The sequence below is a fragment of the uncultured Aquimarina sp. genome, from assembly GCF_947492965.1.
Classification (GTDB): Bacteria; Bacteroidota; Bacteroidia; order Flavobacteriales; family Flavobacteriaceae; genus Aquimarina.
Window position 1 is genome coordinate 384517 of the sequence record NZ_CANLOZ010000004.1, and the last position, 16734, is coordinate 401250.

Annotated in this window: 10 protein-coding genes; 8 read left to right on the forward strand and 2 right to left on the reverse strand. The window is 32.9% G+C overall.

Translation table 11 applies throughout. The features are described 5' to 3' along the window. Positions 1-185 precede the first annotated feature (185 nt). From tilS to Q1B37_RS12950, 8 genes are all read left to right on the forward strand, one after another. The gene (tilS, locus tag Q1B37_RS12915; RefSeq protein WP_299899140.1) at positions 186-1499 is read left to right on the forward strand and encodes a tRNA lysidine(34) synthetase TilS; all 1314 of its coding nucleotides are present in this window, start codon (positions 186-188) and stop codon (positions 1497-1499) included. Beyond that, positions 1500-3476, forward strand: a complete 1977-nt coding sequence (locus Q1B37_RS12920) for a thioredoxin family protein (protein ID WP_299899142.1) — start codon at positions 1500-1502, stop codon at positions 3474-3476. A 95-nt stretch (positions 3477-3571) separates the two neighbouring features. Beyond that, the gene (locus tag Q1B37_RS12925) at positions 3572-4216 is read left to right on the forward strand and encodes a Crp/Fnr family transcriptional regulator (protein WP_299607034.1); all 645 of its coding nucleotides are present in this window, start codon (positions 3572-3574) and stop codon (positions 4214-4216) included. A gap of 198 nt (positions 4217-4414) precedes the next feature. Then, a complete protein-coding gene (locus tag Q1B37_RS12930; protein ID WP_299899144.1) occupies positions 4415-6787 on the forward strand; it encodes a spondin domain-containing protein in 2373 nt (790 codons plus the stop codon). 173 nt (positions 6788-6960) lie between these two features. Further along, positions 6961-8859, forward strand: coding sequence for a CocE/NonD family hydrolase (locus tag Q1B37_RS12935; protein ID WP_299899146.1), 1899 nt, complete (start codon positions 6961-6963; stop codon positions 8857-8859). Between the two features lie 31 nt (positions 8860-8890). Further along, on the forward strand, positions 8891-10759 hold the full coding sequence (locus tag Q1B37_RS12940) for a DUF885 family protein (protein WP_299899148.1): 1869 nt from the start codon (positions 8891-8893) through the stop codon (positions 10757-10759). 202 nt (positions 10760-10961) lie between these two features. Continuing rightward, entirely contained in the window at positions 10962-12938 is a 1977-nt protein-coding gene (locus Q1B37_RS12945) for a tetratricopeptide repeat-containing sensor histidine kinase (RefSeq protein WP_299899150.1), read from the forward strand. A 154-nt stretch (positions 12939-13092) separates the two neighbouring features. Next, the gene (locus Q1B37_RS12950) at positions 13093-15039 is read left to right on the forward strand and encodes a tetratricopeptide repeat-containing sensor histidine kinase (RefSeq protein ID WP_299899151.1); all 1947 of its coding nucleotides are present in this window, start codon (positions 13093-13095) and stop codon (positions 15037-15039) included. A 2-nt stretch (positions 15040-15041) separates the two neighbouring features. On the opposite strand, the gene Q1B37_RS12955 is transcribed toward Q1B37_RS12950, so the two are convergent. Further along, positions 15042-16340, reverse strand: coding sequence for an HlyD family efflux transporter periplasmic adaptor subunit (locus Q1B37_RS12955; RefSeq protein WP_299607040.1), 1299 nt, complete (start codon positions 16338-16340; stop codon positions 15042-15044). Positions 16341-16368: 28 nt separating this feature from the next. After that, the gene (locus tag Q1B37_RS12960; RefSeq protein WP_299899153.1) at positions 16369-16731 is read right to left on the reverse strand and encodes a four helix bundle protein; all 363 of its coding nucleotides are present in this window, start codon (positions 16729-16731) and stop codon (positions 16369-16371) included. Positions 16732-16734: the final 3 nt, after the last annotated feature.

Consider the following 16734-nt stretch of genomic DNA (forward strand, 5'->3'; position numbering starts at 1 on the left):
AAAAAGCTACGTCAAAATGTGTTAAAACTCTGAATTTCAGCAGTTAAAGAAGTGTTTAATAAGAGTTGTTGAACCTTTTCAAAATCGTATATTTGATATTAATATGCAGGTTGTTATTTTAAAATATGTAAAACGCTCATCTCGAAAGTATTCGGTCTAAAAATCAAAAACAACTATATAAATACTTGAAACAAAAATTCAAAGATCATATCAAAAATCGATTACCTTTTCTACAAAAAAGTAAGTTACTTATTGCCTGTAGTGGAGGATTAGATAGTATAGTATTAGCTTATCTATGTCATGTAAATAATTTTGAAATTGGAATTGCTCACTGCAATTTTGGTTTAAGAGGAGTAGAGAGTGACGGAGATGAAAGTTTTGTATCTACGATAGCTGAGAAATTCGAGGTACCTTTTTTTGTAACCAATTTTGAAACAGAAAAATATGCACAAGACCATAAGTTATCTATACAAATGGCTGCCAGAGAGCTAAGATATCAGTGGTTTGAAACCTTGTTGAGCTCGCATAAATATGATTATGTACTAACTGCACATCATAAAGATGATAATCTAGAGACTTTCTTAATAAACCTATCTCGAGGTACGGGAATTGACGGACTTACTGGTATTCCTGAAATTAATAGAAATTACGTAAGACCACTTTTACCATTTTCTAGAAATCAAATCATGGAATTTGCTACCAAAAATGAAATAGAATGGAGAGAAGACAGTAGTAATAGTGATACCAAATATCTGAGGAATAAATTAAGACATAATGTAATCCCAGAACTTATTTCTATTAATCCAAGTTTTTTAAACAATTTTGAAAACACATTAGATTATCTAAAGCATGCGCAGGATTTTATAAGGAGTCAAATGTATCGTATTCGAAAAGAAGTTTTTGAATATGGAGAATTGGATACAATTAAGATTGCCATACATAAACTTCAGAAATATGATAACCCTAAAAAGTACTTGTACTTTTTATTAAAGGAATATGGCTTTACTGCTTGGGATGATATAATCCGAATGTTAAATGCGCAATCGGGGAAACAAATTTTTTCTTCAACCCATCGTTTGGTGAAAAATAGAGAATATTTGTTGCTTTGTCCAATTATTGAAGATGTTCCGGATCGAGTATATCATATTCCTGAAGAAGAAAATAGGATTATGATTCCATCTGGAATGATTCATTTAAAAGAAGTTTCAGAGCTTTGCGATACGGATTTGAAGACTATTTTTGTAGATAAAGAAAAGTTAAAGTATCCCTTAATTGTAAGAAAATGGAAAGAAGGCGACTATTTTTACCCTTTAGGCATGAAAGGTAAAAAGAAGTTGAGTAAGTATTTTAAGGATGAAAAATTATCTTTATTAGCCAAAGAAAGAGTCTGGTTATTATGTTCTGGAGAAGAGATTGTATGGGTGATTAACTATAGAGCAGATAACAGATTTAAAATAAACCCCGAAACGAAACAATTACTAAAAGTAACAATTACCTAAATGAGGAATATTTTACTACTATTTACAGCATTATTATTTTCGACAACTTTATTTTCCCAAATATTTGAACCTATAAAATGGAATAGTAATGTTATTAAAGAATCCGAGGATATTTATGTATTACAGTTCGAAGCCAAACTAGATAAAGGTTGGCATATATATTCGCAGAAGGAAGTAGAAACGGATGATATCGCTCCAACTGCTACCGAGTTTACCTTTTATAATGAAGACAAAAAGTATGAACTAATAGGAGAGACTACAGAGCCAGAAGGTATCCAGAAATATGATAAGGTATTTGAAATGGATATCAAATACTTTGAAGATAAGGTGTTGTTTACGCAAAAAATAAAACGCTTAGACCCTTCTCTAGAATCAGTAAAAGCTGAGGTGTTCTTTGGGATTTGTGATGACGAAAGATGTTTGGCACCGGACGTAGTGGAGTTTGATTTAAATATCTCTGGAAAAATTTCAGGTGCGAAAACAGCATTTGGAGCTGATACTAAATCAATTGATAAAAATGATAATGATAAACCTATTGAGGAGGAAAAGGAACAAAAAGGATTGTGGGCAACTTTTATTTTAGCTTTTTTATCTGGTTTTGCAGCACTTCTTACTCCATGTGTATTTCCAATGATTCCAATGACAGTAAGCTTCTTTACCAAACAAAGTAAAACCAGAGCTTCGGGAATTAGAAACGCTATTTTCTATGGACTGTTTATAATCGTAATATATGTTGGATTAGGATCTGTAGTAACTGCAATTTTTGGAGCAGATGCTTTAAATGCGTTATCTACCAATATTTGGTTTAATCTAATTTTCTTTGTGTTATTGATTGTTTTTGGTTTATCATTTTTGGGAGCATTCGAGATCATGTTACCAAATTCATGGGCAAATAAAGTTGATCAGCAAGCCGATAAAGGAGGTTTTTTAGGTATATTTTTTATGGCCTTAGCTTTGGCAATTGTTTCGTTTAGCTGTACAGGGCCAATTGTAGGAACCTTATTAGTACAAGCAGCGTCACAAGGAGGAATGGCTCCTGTAATCGGAATGTTAGGGTTCTCTTTAGCAATTGCATTGCCCTTTGCACTTTTTGCAATGTTTCCTGGTTGGTTAAATTCACTTCCTAAGAGTGGAGGTTGGTTAAATACAGTAAAAGTATTTCTTGGGTTCTTGGAAATAGCGTTTGCTTTCAAATTTTTATCCAATGCGGATTTGGTGCTACAATTAGGATGGTTACAAAGAGAGGTGTTCTTAGCAATTTGGATCGCAGTTTTTGGAGCCTTGTCATTATATCTTTTGGGTAAAATTAAACTTCCTCATGATTCTCCATCAGAACATATATCAGTAGGTCGATTATCAATTGCGCTTTTAACTTTAGCATTTACCATTTATTTAATTCCAGGGTTATGGGGAGCACCATTAAAAATCGTTAGTGGTTTTCCACCACCACAGACTTATAGTGAATCACCAAGAGGTTTTGGAGGTACTTCTAGTGCAGGCGCCTCAACTTCCGAATTACCCGAAGGAGCAAAATATGGAGAGCATGATATTATTTCATTTACGGATTATGAAACAGGCTTGGCATATGCTAAGAAAGTGAATAAACCTGTATTAATCGATTTCACTGGATATGCTTGTGTAAATTGTAGGAAAATGGAAGAATATGTTTGGTCGGAACCATCAGTTTTGAAAACCCTAAAAAATGATATTGTATTAATTTCCTTGTATGTAGATTATAAGAAAGAACTTCCAAAATCAGAGCAGTATGTTTCTGAAACTACTGGCAAAAAAATCAAAACGATTGGTAATAAATGGAGCGACTTTCAGATTACAAAGTATAAAGCAAATGCACAGCCTTATTATGTTTTGATTGATCATAAAGAAGCTAATCTCAATAAGCCTGTAGGCTACACCCCAGATGAAAATGAATACCTAAAATGGTTACAGGAGGGAATTGCAAATTTTTCAAAAAAATAGATTCCTTATAGTATTATAAATAATTATTATAAGAATATTGTAAGGATACTGTTAGTTATCGACTTTATTGTAGAACGAAGAGTAACTAACAGTCTATGGAAAATATTAACTTATCTCAGTGTTTCCCCTTTATAGAAAAAGAGCTCGAAGAGCAAATAATGTCTTTCGGGCATTTTAAAAGTATTCCCAAAGGAGAGTATGTAGTACGACAAGGAAGTTATCTCAATTTTTTACCGATCATTTTAGATGGTTTGATAAAGATGTATGCAGAAGAAGATGAAGTGGAATTTCTGTTGTACTACATACATCCTAATCACTGTTGTATCTTAAGTTTTAATCACTTGTTTAGTCAGGAGGCGGTTCGTTTTTCTGCAAAAACAGAAGAAGATACTACCGTTCTTTGTATTCCAATAAATAAAGTAAAAGAATGGTTTGTACAGTACCCATCTTTTACACAAATTATTTTAAAAGATTTCCAGCGTAATTATGAGGATTTGCTGCATACCACAAAACAAGTTGTATGTTATAAAATCGAGGAACGCTTGATAAACTATTTAAACGAAAAGGCAAAGTTTCAGAATTGCAACATGATTCTAATGTCTCATAAAGAAATTGCTGCTGATTTAGGAACATCAAGAGAAGTGGTTTCTAGAATAACAAAGAAGCTACAAGCTCAAAATATATTGGTACAACATAAACGACATATAGAATTGACAAAAGGTATTTATTGTCAAAACTAAAAATCGTTCTTTAAAACACCAACACCAAAACATCGCAAATAGCGATGTTTTGGTGTTGGTGTTTTTGTTTATTAAATATTTGATTTACAAGCAGTTAAATAACATTTATTTAACGTTTAACAGTGACTTTTATCACCGTTATCCACTTTGATGTGATTATATATTTGCTTCAGATTGATGAACAAAAAAATATATATCATGAAAAGAAATTTTATCTATTTAATTATTGGATTATTTACTTTCATCTCTTGTAGTGAAGATGATGATATTGTAATTCCACCAGACGGAGAAACTGATGACGAGAACATTCAGGTTGTTTTTAATGAGATTCGTTATCAAGGAACAGACTTGATAGAAATCTTTAATCAAGGAAATCAAGAAGCGGATTTAAGTGACTATTGGTTATGTCTTGGTCCTGGAACCTATGAACAAATTGGTGCTCTTACACCAGAAAGTGGTACTATAAATATTCCTGCAGGAGGATATTTAGTATTATCCTACGAACTTCCAGATAATTCAGGTGGTTTAGGATTATACTCGTCTAATGCGTTTACAGATGCCGATGCACTAGTAGACTTTGTGCAGTATGGAGCAGGTGGAACGGCTAGAGAAAATGTTGCCGTTGCTGCTGGTATTTGGACAGCGGGTGATTTTATACCTACTGTGTCTAATCCAGATAATAGTATTGTATTTGATGGAGAAGGAAACGGGTCTTCTGATTGGGCAGAAACATCTACAGTAACCTTTGGCGCAGAAAATGTTCTTACAATGCCTGATAATAGTGTACGTTCTATTGTAATAAATGAAGTAAATTATGCAGAAGATAAATTGATTGAATTATGGAATAATGGAACTGTCGCTGTTGATATTTCTTCCTACTGGTTATGTCTTGGACCTGGACAGTATCTTCAAATGCAAAATGCCTCCATTACTAGTGGAGATACAAATTTAGATCCAGGAGAATTCGTGGTGGTAAATTGGGATGAGTTAACCAATAGCGAAGGATTAGGTTTATATGCTAATAATTCTTTTACCAGTGCAGATGCTATTATGGATTTCGTTCAATGGGGAGCTGCGGGTAGTGCTAGAGAAAATGTAGCCGTTTCTGCAGGTATTTGGACCGCAGGAGATTTTGTACCAGAAGTACGATTACCAAGTTATAGTATTGCATATGATGGAGAAGGAGATGCTGCCAGTGACTGGGAAGAAAGAGTAAATCCAACATTTGGATTAGGAAATGCAACTGTGATTGAAACAACGACATTTTCTGTAACCATTACAAATACTATTAATTATTTGAATGTGCATACATTTACAACTCCCGTGGGAGCAACCACTCCAGGACCTCTAACCACTAATGGAGCACAATATCAAGTTTCATTCCAAGCAGTTCCAGGAACTAAGTTTACACCAGTGACTATGATGGGTAATAGTAATGATTGGTTTTTAGCACCAACAGATCTTAATGGGATAGACTTGTTTCCTAATGGTCAGGCATTAAATGGTGTGGATATAGCAAGTCAACTATCATTATATGATTTAGGTACTGAAGCAGATAATGATCCAGCCACTTTTCCTCCAGCAGGAGCTAATGTAGGGCCAGCGGATGCAAATCCTCTAGTTAGATTAGTTGATGGTAGAGATACAGGTGACATTTATATGACTGCTATTTTGGATTATACCAATGGAGATGGTAATTCTGCAGGTACATTTACATTAACGATTACAGCTATCAATACACCAAACGCTGCTATGGATCCAAGTTCGGAGAATGGTTTTGTAATCACACCAGGAATAGCAGTATTACATGCACAACCAGAACCGTTATTTACAATTGGTGAAGAAGATAGAGGTGTTGGACTGGAAGGTATTGCAGAAGATGGTATGCCAGGTGTGTTATATAATTGGTTTACAGAAACTGGATCTCAAGGGACACCTCTACGACTTTCCTCATCATTAACTCCTTTCTCTCCAGCTTTCATCTATGCATTTAATACAAATAGAGATCCCTGGTTTGTCCAAGGAGAAGCTACAAGTGTAGATAATGGTTTAGAAGAAATAGCTGAAGATGGAGATAGATCAATAGCATACAATTATATGAAGGACTTCGGAATTCCAGTAGCATTAAGTAATGAATCTGGACCGATCATGCCTGGAGGATCTCAAACTTTTACAATAGAAGTACCAAGAGGTCAGGATTATAAATTTGGTTTTGGGACCATGTTTGTAAAATCAAACGATTGGGTAGTAAGTTATAACAATGCTGGTTTACCTTTATTCTTAGAAGATGGCGTAACACCATATTCTGGAACAGATTTAAGTACCAAAACGTATCTATACGATGCTGGAACAGAAGTAGATCAACCAGTAGGTTTTGGAACGGATCAAGTAATGAATCAATCAGGACCTAATACAGGAAACGATGATGCTAATAATATTGTAAGAAGAGTATCAGATTTAGAAGATGTACAATTCGGAAAAGGAGTTATTAGTAGTCCACCGGGAGTAACTTGGACAGGTGATCCAAGAGGAGGATATAATATCATAGAGATTAATATCCAACCACAGTAGAATAACTAAGAACACTGTATTTGGGGATAAAGTAAGTTCTTAGTAGATGAGCCTTCAGTAATAACTGGAGGCTCATTAGTTTATATATTAACATTGATTGTTAAAATCTCCTTAAATAGAGGTTTGCCAGCATTCCAATTTTTTATCTTCCAGCTTCAACTAAACTCAAGCATATGCGATCAACTAGAATACCATTATTATTTATTTTAAGTTTTTTATTTTTTATTACTTCTTGTACCGAACAAAATGATTCTAAGAAGGCTGAAAAAACCACGGAACAGACCGTAACTAACGAAGAAGAGGAATATCAGGTTAAAGATCATTATACCAAAAAGGAAGTAGATATCGTAATGAGAGATGGGACTAAACTTCATACGACTATTTATTCTCCTAAGGATACTAGTAAGAAGTATCCAATTCTTATGCAAAGAACTCCTTATAGCTCTAGACCTTATGGAGAAAATGAATTTAGATCTAAGATTGGTCCTAATGAGTTTTTGATGAAAGAGGGCAATATTATCGTTTATCAAGATGTAAGAGGTAGATGGATGAGTGAAGGTGTTTATGACAACATGAGAGCTTATATTCCAAATAAGAAGGATAAGGAATTTGATGAAGCTAGTGATACCTATGATACTATTGATTGGCTAGTGAAAAATGTTGAAAATAATAATGGAAAAGTAGGTGTATGGGGAATTTCATATCCTGGTTTTTATGCTACATATTCATTATTAGATTCGCATCCAGCTCTAAAAGCAGTATCTCCACAAGCTTGTATAGGAGATTTCTTCTTTGATGATTTTCATCATAACGGTGCTTATTTGTTAAGTTATTGGAGAGCAACTGCAGTGTTTGGTTACGAAAAAACAGAGCCAGTAAAAGAAAGTTGGTATACATTCCCAGAACTGAATAGCAAAGATCAATATCAGTTTTTCTTAGATGCAGGCCCACTGAGTACATTAGATCAATACTATAAAGAAGACAATGTTTTTTGGACGCAATTAAAAGAACATCCGAATTACGATGAGTTTTGGCAAAAAAGAGGCATTATTCAGCATCTCAAGGATATAAAACCTGCAGTTATGGTAGTTGGTGGATTATTTGATGCAGAAGACTTATACGGTCCGTTCGAAACGTATGAGAAAATCGAGAAAAATAGTAGCAATTATAATATTATGGTTTTTGGTCCGTGGAGTCATGGAGATTGGGCGAGAAATAAAAAGAGACAGGCAATAGGAAATGTATATTTCGGCGATGATATATCGTTAAACTTTCAACAAAATATAGAAACAAAATTCTTTAATCATTTTCTTAAAGGAGCTGGTGATGAAAATAGTGGTTTAACTGAGATTCAGATTTTTGATACCGGTAAAAAAGAATGGAATACCTATGATAGTTGGCCACCAAAAAATATAGAAAAGAAAGTTTTATATCTAAATAATAATGGATTAACCGAAAATAAAGGTAATGGAGCACAAGAGTTTATCAGTGATCCTAAAAAGCCTGTACCGTATACAGAAGATATCAAAATGGTTTTTACACCTAGAAAATATATGACAGATGATCAGAGATTTGCGGCAAGAAGACCTGATGTATTAGTTTATGAAACACCTGTACTTACCGAAGATATGACGTTGTCAGGAGAGATTTTAGCTAAATTAAAAGTAGCAACTACGGGAACTGCTGCTGATTGGGTAGTGAAAATTATAGATGTATATCCTCCAGATGCAGAAGACACAGAAGAGACTCAAAAGTATCTTAAAATGTCTAATTATCATATGATGGTAAGAAGTGAAGTGCTAAGAGGAAGATTTAGAAATAGCTTTAGTAAACCTGAAGCTTTTACTCCTAACAAAAAAACAGATGTTTCTATAAAACTTCAGGATATACATCACACGTTTTTGAAAGGTCATAAAATTCAGATTCAGGTACAGAGTACCTGGTTTCCGTTTATCGACTTAAATCCTCAAACGTATGTTCCTAATATATTTAAAGCAAAATCATCAGACTTTAAAAAACAAACTCATACTGTATATGATGATTCTTCCATAGAATTTTCTATTTTGAAGTAAATTAGTAACCATCCAAATATCCCCCAGGAAAATGAACAGAACAAAATTCACTTTGTTATCTTGTTCCTTCTTATTAATAACTTTTAGTTGTAAAGACGAAGGTAATAAGGTCGTATCCGAAATCTCTAATGAGCAAAAGATAGAAATACATTCTCAAAAACTAAATGATTGGTTTGAGGCACAATTTCAGGAAGAAGTAGCAGAATCTCCAATGATGCAAACGTATTTAGGATTGAAAACGGATGATTATGGAAAGTGGAATGATGTTTCTTCTAAGAAATTGGTACACGATCTTGAAAAAGCAAAAAGAAGACTTAGATACCTTAATGATTCGGTAGATGTTACAGCTTTAAATAAATCTACGAGTTTGAGTTATCGTTTGATGAAACAAGATCTAAAAAATGCTATAGATGATTTTCAATATAGGTTTTATGATTATCCAGTGAATCAAATGCATGGCATGCAAGCAGAAATCCCTGCATTTCTGATCAATATGCATCAAATAGAGAGTAAGAGTGATGCCGAAGCTTATATTTCCCGACTTAAGGGAATGGATGAGTTATTTGCACAACAAATAGAGAATATCAAGATCAGAGAGAAGAATGGTATTGTTCCACCAAAGTTTGTTTTTGCAAAAGTGTTAAACGACTGTCGTAATTTAATTACCGGAATGCCTTTCGATGAATCTAATAAAGAGAGCACCTTACTCTCAGATTTTAAAGGTAAAGTAGGTAAAATAGAAATAGCAGAAGAAGATAAGACGGTTTTAATAGCTGAAGCAGAAAAAGCATTAAAAGAAGATGTAAAATCTGCTTATGATAAATTAATTGCGCTTTTAGAAGATCAACAGCAAAGGGCTACGGTAGATGATGGAGCTTGGAAATTTCCAAAAGGGAGTGCGTTTTACAATAATGCATTAAAGCGGACTACCACCACTAATATGACTGCCGATGAAATTCATCAATTAGGATTAGATGAGGTTGCTAGAATACATAAGGAAATGAAGGATATCATGACACAGGTTAAGTATGAAGGTTCCTTACAAGATTTTTTTAAGTATATGAAGGAGGATGAGAAATTCTACTATCCTAACGACAAAGAAGGTAAGGCTAAATACTTGGAAAGAGCAGTTGGATTAATAGATAATATGAAATCTAGATTAGATGAACTCTTTATCACAAAACCTAAAGCTGATATCGTTGTAAAAGCTGTGGAACCTTTTAGAGAAAAAAGTGCCGGAAAAGCCTTTTATCAGAGAGGTACTCCAGATGGTTCCAGACCTGGGACATATTATGCAAATCTTTATGATATGGAAGCTATGCCGATATATCAAATGGAAGCACTAGCATATCACGAAGGTATTCCAGGACATCATATGCAGATTTCAATAGCGCAAGAGTTACAGGATATTCCGAAGTTTAGAAAATTTGGCGGATATACTGCTTACATAGAAGGTTGGGGACTTTATAATGAGTTCTTGCCAAAAGAGATAGGACTGTATAATGATCCATATTCAGATTTCGGTAGATTAGCTATGGAGCTGTGGAGAGCTTGTAGATTAGTTGTAGATACAGGAATACATGCTAAGAAATGGACAAGAGAAGAAGGTATAAAATATTATACCGATAATACTCCGAATGCAGAGAGTGACGCCGTTAAAATGGTAGAACGACATATTGTAATGCCTGGTCAGGCTACAGCATACAAGATAGGAATGAATAAGATTCTGGAATTAAGAGAGAATGCAAGAACAGCATTAGGGAATGATAATTTCGATATTAGAGAGTTTCATGATGTCTTACTCACAAATGGTGCTGTACCACTTACCATTTTGGAAGAGCTGGTTAATGAGTGGATAACCTCTAAAAAGAATACGAATACACTTCAAGAAAACTCGTAATAAATCTAAAATAGCATAGATTTTTGAAAACAGCCTTTCTGATCAGGAAAGGCTGTTTTTTTATATAATCGTTTCCTTTTTATGGTAAAACTATAAAAATATGTAAGAATAAGACTACATTATTTTGTTGTTTGACTTTTTTTTGTGTATTTTGTTGAAATTAAGTAGCATTTCATCTGATTTAAGCCCCAAAGTAAATAGTATGAATAAAGCAACCTTTACCGTATTAGTTTTCTGTTTCACAAGTTTTTTTTGCTTCTCGCAAAAAGAACTTACTGGAATTGATCTTTCCAAAATTAAGACATTAAAAGATTCTTTGTCTTTCAACGATAAAGTAAATAAACTTCAGCAATTTGTTAATGAAGATCGTCTTGATATAGCCGAACCTTTAGCCAATCAATTGATTGATATTGCAAATGATATCGAATATACCAGAGGATTAGGTTTAGTATATAGATTAAAAGGAGTACTAAACAATGAATTAAATAGATATCTGGAATCTAACGAAAGCTTTGAAAAAGCAACGTTCAATTTTCAAAAAATTGAAGATAAGAATGGGTTAGCCATGGTAAGTAATGATAGGTATATCATAGAACGTAATAAAGGTAATATTGAAGAGGCAGCTAATCATCTGTTAGATGCTAAATTACAGAGAGAACAACTAAAGGATAGTATTGGACTTACTGCAGTATATAATAACCTAGCAATTATTTATAAAGAGTTAAATGATATCCCGAATGCTGAGAAGTTTTATCTTAAATCCATGAAGATGGCTAGAAGACTTAAACTTAAAGGTGTTGGTTTAACGATTAATAACTTAGCTCTACTTCATACTGAAGGTGGGAAATTGGAAGAAGCTAAGGTACTATTAAAAGAGGCACTACATATTAATAAAGCAGAAAATGATCTAAGACATACTGCACAGTCTTATAGTATTATGGCAAAGGTAGCCATGTATGGTAAAGAATATGAAAAAGCCAAAAAATTCTATGATACGACGCAATGCGTTGGAACACAGGCTAATTTTAAGCTTATTGTTCATAATGCAAAACAACAGTTAGGAATCATAGCTTTAGAACAAAACGAGTTCAAAAAAGCAGAGGAATATCTGAAAGTAGCAAGAGAAGACCTTATAAAATCTAATGTTACTTCTCTAATTCTTAAGAATTATAAATATTCTTTTAAACTAGATTCTACAAGAGGAAATCTACTAGGAGCCATTGCTTGGCAAAAGAAATATCAGGAACTTTCTGATAAACGTATGAATGATCTAACGACCAAAAAAGTAGAGAATACAAAGTCTAGATATGAAGCGCAGTTAGAACAGCTTAGATTACAGGATGAAAAGGAAAAAAGAGAGCAACAAACCAAAGAACAATTATTCAAGTATAGATTAATGACATTTATTAGTCTAGCGGTGATAGCAGTAATTCTAGTGTTTATGATCTTGATAATTAAAACCAGAAAAGAAAGGAAAAGATATATCAAAGAACTTAATGAGTCTAATCAGGTTAAAAACAAACTGTTCTCGATTATATCACACGATTTGAAAAATGAAATACACGGCTTGGAAAGTAGTTTAAATTTAATGAAGGAAGATGTAATTTCTACGGAAGAATTTAAAGAAATTGTGCCATTATTAGCTAATAGAACACACCAAACATCTATTTTGTTGAATAATCTGTTGAATTGGTCGAAATCGCAAATGAAAGAATTGAATCCTAAACCAACAACTTTTGATATTACAGAAGTTATCAGTAATAAGTTTACGTTTTTTAGACCTAAAGCAGAAAAAAAAGATATTCAGTTGATTAATCAGTTGGGATCAGCCAAAATTTTTGCTGATAAAGACATGTTTGGCATTGTAGCACAAAACTTAATTGCTAATGCCATTAAATTTTGTAATTCTGGAGATTCTATTGCATTGACAGCGAGGGAAAAAGAAGACTTTTATGAGATTTGTTTTGAAGATACGGGAGTAGGTATTGATCCAGAAAATTTAAATAAGCTATTTGCAGAAGATACTTTTACAACTAATGGAACGGAGAATGAAACAGGAACTGGTCTTGGGCTCCGAATCTGTAAAGAACTAATAGAACTTAATAGAGGCAGAATAGAGGTAGAAAGTATACCAGGAAAAGGAAGTACTTTTTGTGTGCAATTACCTAAAGCTGCCTAATACTTATATTCTTGATATAAGGTAAAGATCTATCTTGTTATCTCAATTACAAAAGGGGGCTAATATCTGTCTGTTTTAGACATATACAAATAGTATATTGAATATCTATTATAAACATATTACCCATTTAATAGCTTTTTTGAGCTGTGTTTTTGTGCTTCGTGGACAAGATGATATCAATAATCATTTGTGGTATCAAGGTCATATCGAGGGAACAGAAGAACTTCATAAAGCTCAACAATTTCTTGATCATTTAGTAGCTGTTAAGCAAATAGATAGTGCACTTTTCCTTTCAAAACAAGTCATATCCGCAGCACATAAGTACAAAGATTCAGTGGTTTTAAGTGATGCTTTTATCGATCAAGGAGAAGCATATAGCCAACAAAATGAATATTATTATGCGGGACAAAGTTATAAAGAGGCGATAAAAATTCTAAAGAAATTAAAAGATAAAGGACGTTTAGCGAAAGCCTATAAAAATCTTTATTTTTTAGAGTATTATAGTGATAATTTAACTGTTGCAGCGGAACACTTACTAGAATCTCAGACATATTACACAGAAGTAAACGATAAGAATGGTATCGCTACCGTGAATAATTATTTAGGCGATTTATATGCCAAACTAGAAGACTTTGAATTGGCAGAGCAATATTACAATAAGGCTATTGCTCAAATGGAAAAGATAAAAGATAAAAAGGGAATTGGTCTCTTTATGAATAATTTATCGTTTCTATATATCAATAATAAAATGCCAGAAAAGGCAAAAAATATAGTCGATGTAGCCTTAGATATTAACAAGAATGATAGTTTACCAGTGTACACAATCTATTCCTACTATATTCTTGCGAAAATAGCACTTCATGAAAAAGAATATACTACTTCAGAGAAGTACTACGATACCGTTTTAAGCATAGGCTCTAGAACTAAGCATTTCGCATTAACGATACCTTTAATAATTTCGAAACAACAAATGGCAAAAATAGCGCTAGAAACAAAACGTTATCAAGAAGCAGAAGTGCTATTAAATAATGCCAGAGAAGAGTTTTTGTCCATAAAAGATATAGATCCAACGGAGCATTTATTGGCCAATTATAAAATAGCTGCCAAATTAGACTCCGTTCAAGGTAATATCTATAAAGTCCTTGCTTGGCAAAAAAAGTCTCAAGAACTTTCTGAAAAAAAGAGAATTAAAATTTCTGCAGAGAAAATACAAAGAGCAGAGAAAAGGCATAAAGCAGAAATCGAACATTTAAAAATGATCGATGAAAATGAAAGAAAAGAAAGAGATAATGAAGCAAAGTTATTTAAGTACAAGACTTTTGCATTAGGATTGATTTCAGTTTTAATTGCTGTTTTGGCTTTCCTGATAATAATTTTTAAAACAAGAAGAGATCGCAAGAAATTAATCTCTCAATTAAACCATTCTAACGAAACAAAAAATAAGTTGTTTTCTATCATCTCTCATGATTTGAAAAATGAAATTCTGGGTTTAGATGGAAGTCTAAATCTTTTAAAAGATAATGCGATTTCCAACCAGGAGTTTAACGAGATCATTCCAATTTTGGCTAATAGAACGCATCAAACGTCTATTCTTTTAAATAATCTTTTGAATTGGTCGAAATCGCAAATGAAAGAACTTAATGCAAAACCAGTTAGTTTTGATATTAATGAGGTGATAGAAGATAAGTTTACTTTTTTTACTCCCAAAGCAGAGAAAAAGGATATCAAATTGATCAATAAATTAAATCCTACAAGAATTTATGCAGATAAAGATATGTTTGGTATTGTTGCGCAGAATTTGATTGCAAATGCTATTAAGTTCTGTAACCCTGGTGATTCAATAGCATTAGTTTCTATAGAGAAAGAGGATCATTACGAGATTTGTTTCGAAGACACTGGTGTAGGTATTGACCCATCTAATCTTCATAAATTATTTGCCGAAGATACATTTACTACCAAAGGAACTGGTAATGAAAGTGGAACAGGCCTAGGACTCAGAATCTGTAAAGAGCTTATAGAACTTAATAGAGGTAAGATACAAGTAGAAAGTGTTTTAGGAAAGGGAAGTGTTTTTTGTATCACACTACCCAAAGCGGCCTAATCTTATTTATCCATTAAACTTCTAAACTGATAAAAGAAACGTTCTATTAGACGTAGATCTTCTGTTATTATTTCTACAGAACCACGCATTTCCTGTTGGAAAGGAATTTTTTTATTATAAGTGGTAACTAACTCTTTAGGCAGTTTTACATCGATAAGATATAATCCATCTTTATCTGGTAACATGGATATATAATCTACTTTACCTTGTAGCATACCGAATTCATCATCCGGAAAATTTTCTAGTTTAATATTGGCTTTTTGGCCAATTTTAATTTTACCAGAATTTTGAGTAGGGGCTTTTATTTTAGCAACATAAGATAATGAGTCCTGAATTGGGATTACTATAAATACAATATCTCCTGCAGTTACATTTTCATTTTCAAATCGATAATTGGAAAAAGAAACCCTACCTTCTATATCTGATTGCAATAAATAGCGAAGTTCCCAATCTTTAATGCTCCTCTTTAACTGGTCAAAAGACTGTATTACTTTATTTCGTAGATTGATTTCTTCTCGTTGTTGATTAAACTCTGTTCCTTTTGAGTTTTTTTGTACTGTACTGATTTGCTCTTTTATTTGGGAAAGTTGATTGGTATAGTTTTTATAATTATTCTCAAATTGTGAGTATTCAATCTTTGATTGCTCATATTCTTGGAGAGAAATACTTCCTTTATCAAACAACTCTTGTTGCCTATCAAAAGTCTTTTTTCTTAAACTTAAAGTTCTTTGTTCAACCCTTTTTTGATTTAAAATGCTTTCTTGCCTTCGGTAAAGTTCGGACAGAGATATCTGATTTGCTAAGTTTTCACCAGAAAACGGTTTTAGTTCTTTGTTTAGAGTGTATTCGATATAGTTGTTTTCGAAAGTAGCATAACTAGTCTGAATGTCACCGAGTTCTAGTAATGGTGGCATTTTTTCAAAAGGAAATTTAATTTGTTGATTATTGATTTTGATCGTATCAACAACTCTTTTAAGACTAAAAACGTCAAGATAGTTTGCTGTATTTCTTAAAATAGCCAAAGGAGTTTTTTCTGGAACGGTATCACCTTCTTTAACGAATATCGCCTCTATTTTCTCACTTACATTTGCCTGCTCTTTTTGCAAAGGAACATCGGTTGTAATAACTGCTTGTGCAGGAATGGTATCAGGATATTTTAGCATCCAGGAAAGAAAAAGTAAAAGTAATATTAGTGTTAGAATCAGAAGGTTTCCCCATCGAATCATCCAATGCGGAACACGTGTTAGAATTTCCTGAACTTCTTCACTCCTTAATTGTATGTCATCTAAATTATCTGGCATGCTGTTATAATTTCAAAATTATAAATTATTAATTACGAATTTTGAGTTTGGTAGTTTTTTGTATTGAACCAATAATTCTAAGTAATTCTTCACATTTATCTATTAAATTTTTACTTTCTTCTACATTGACATAATTACTATCTCTTAATAATCTTAACCAGTAATGAGTTTCTCGAGCTTCTTTATAAGAGATGGATAATTTAGATAAAAAATCTTTAGTACTTTGCCCACCTATCGCTTCTTCTATATTAGCTCCTATCGATGTACCACTCCTTAGAAACTGTTTAGACAAAATATATTCATGTCGCTCTTTTGTTAACTTCCTAAATAAGTCAATACATAATAAGGCGAATTCGTAACTTTTTTGTTGAATAATATTTTCTTTTTTCATTAA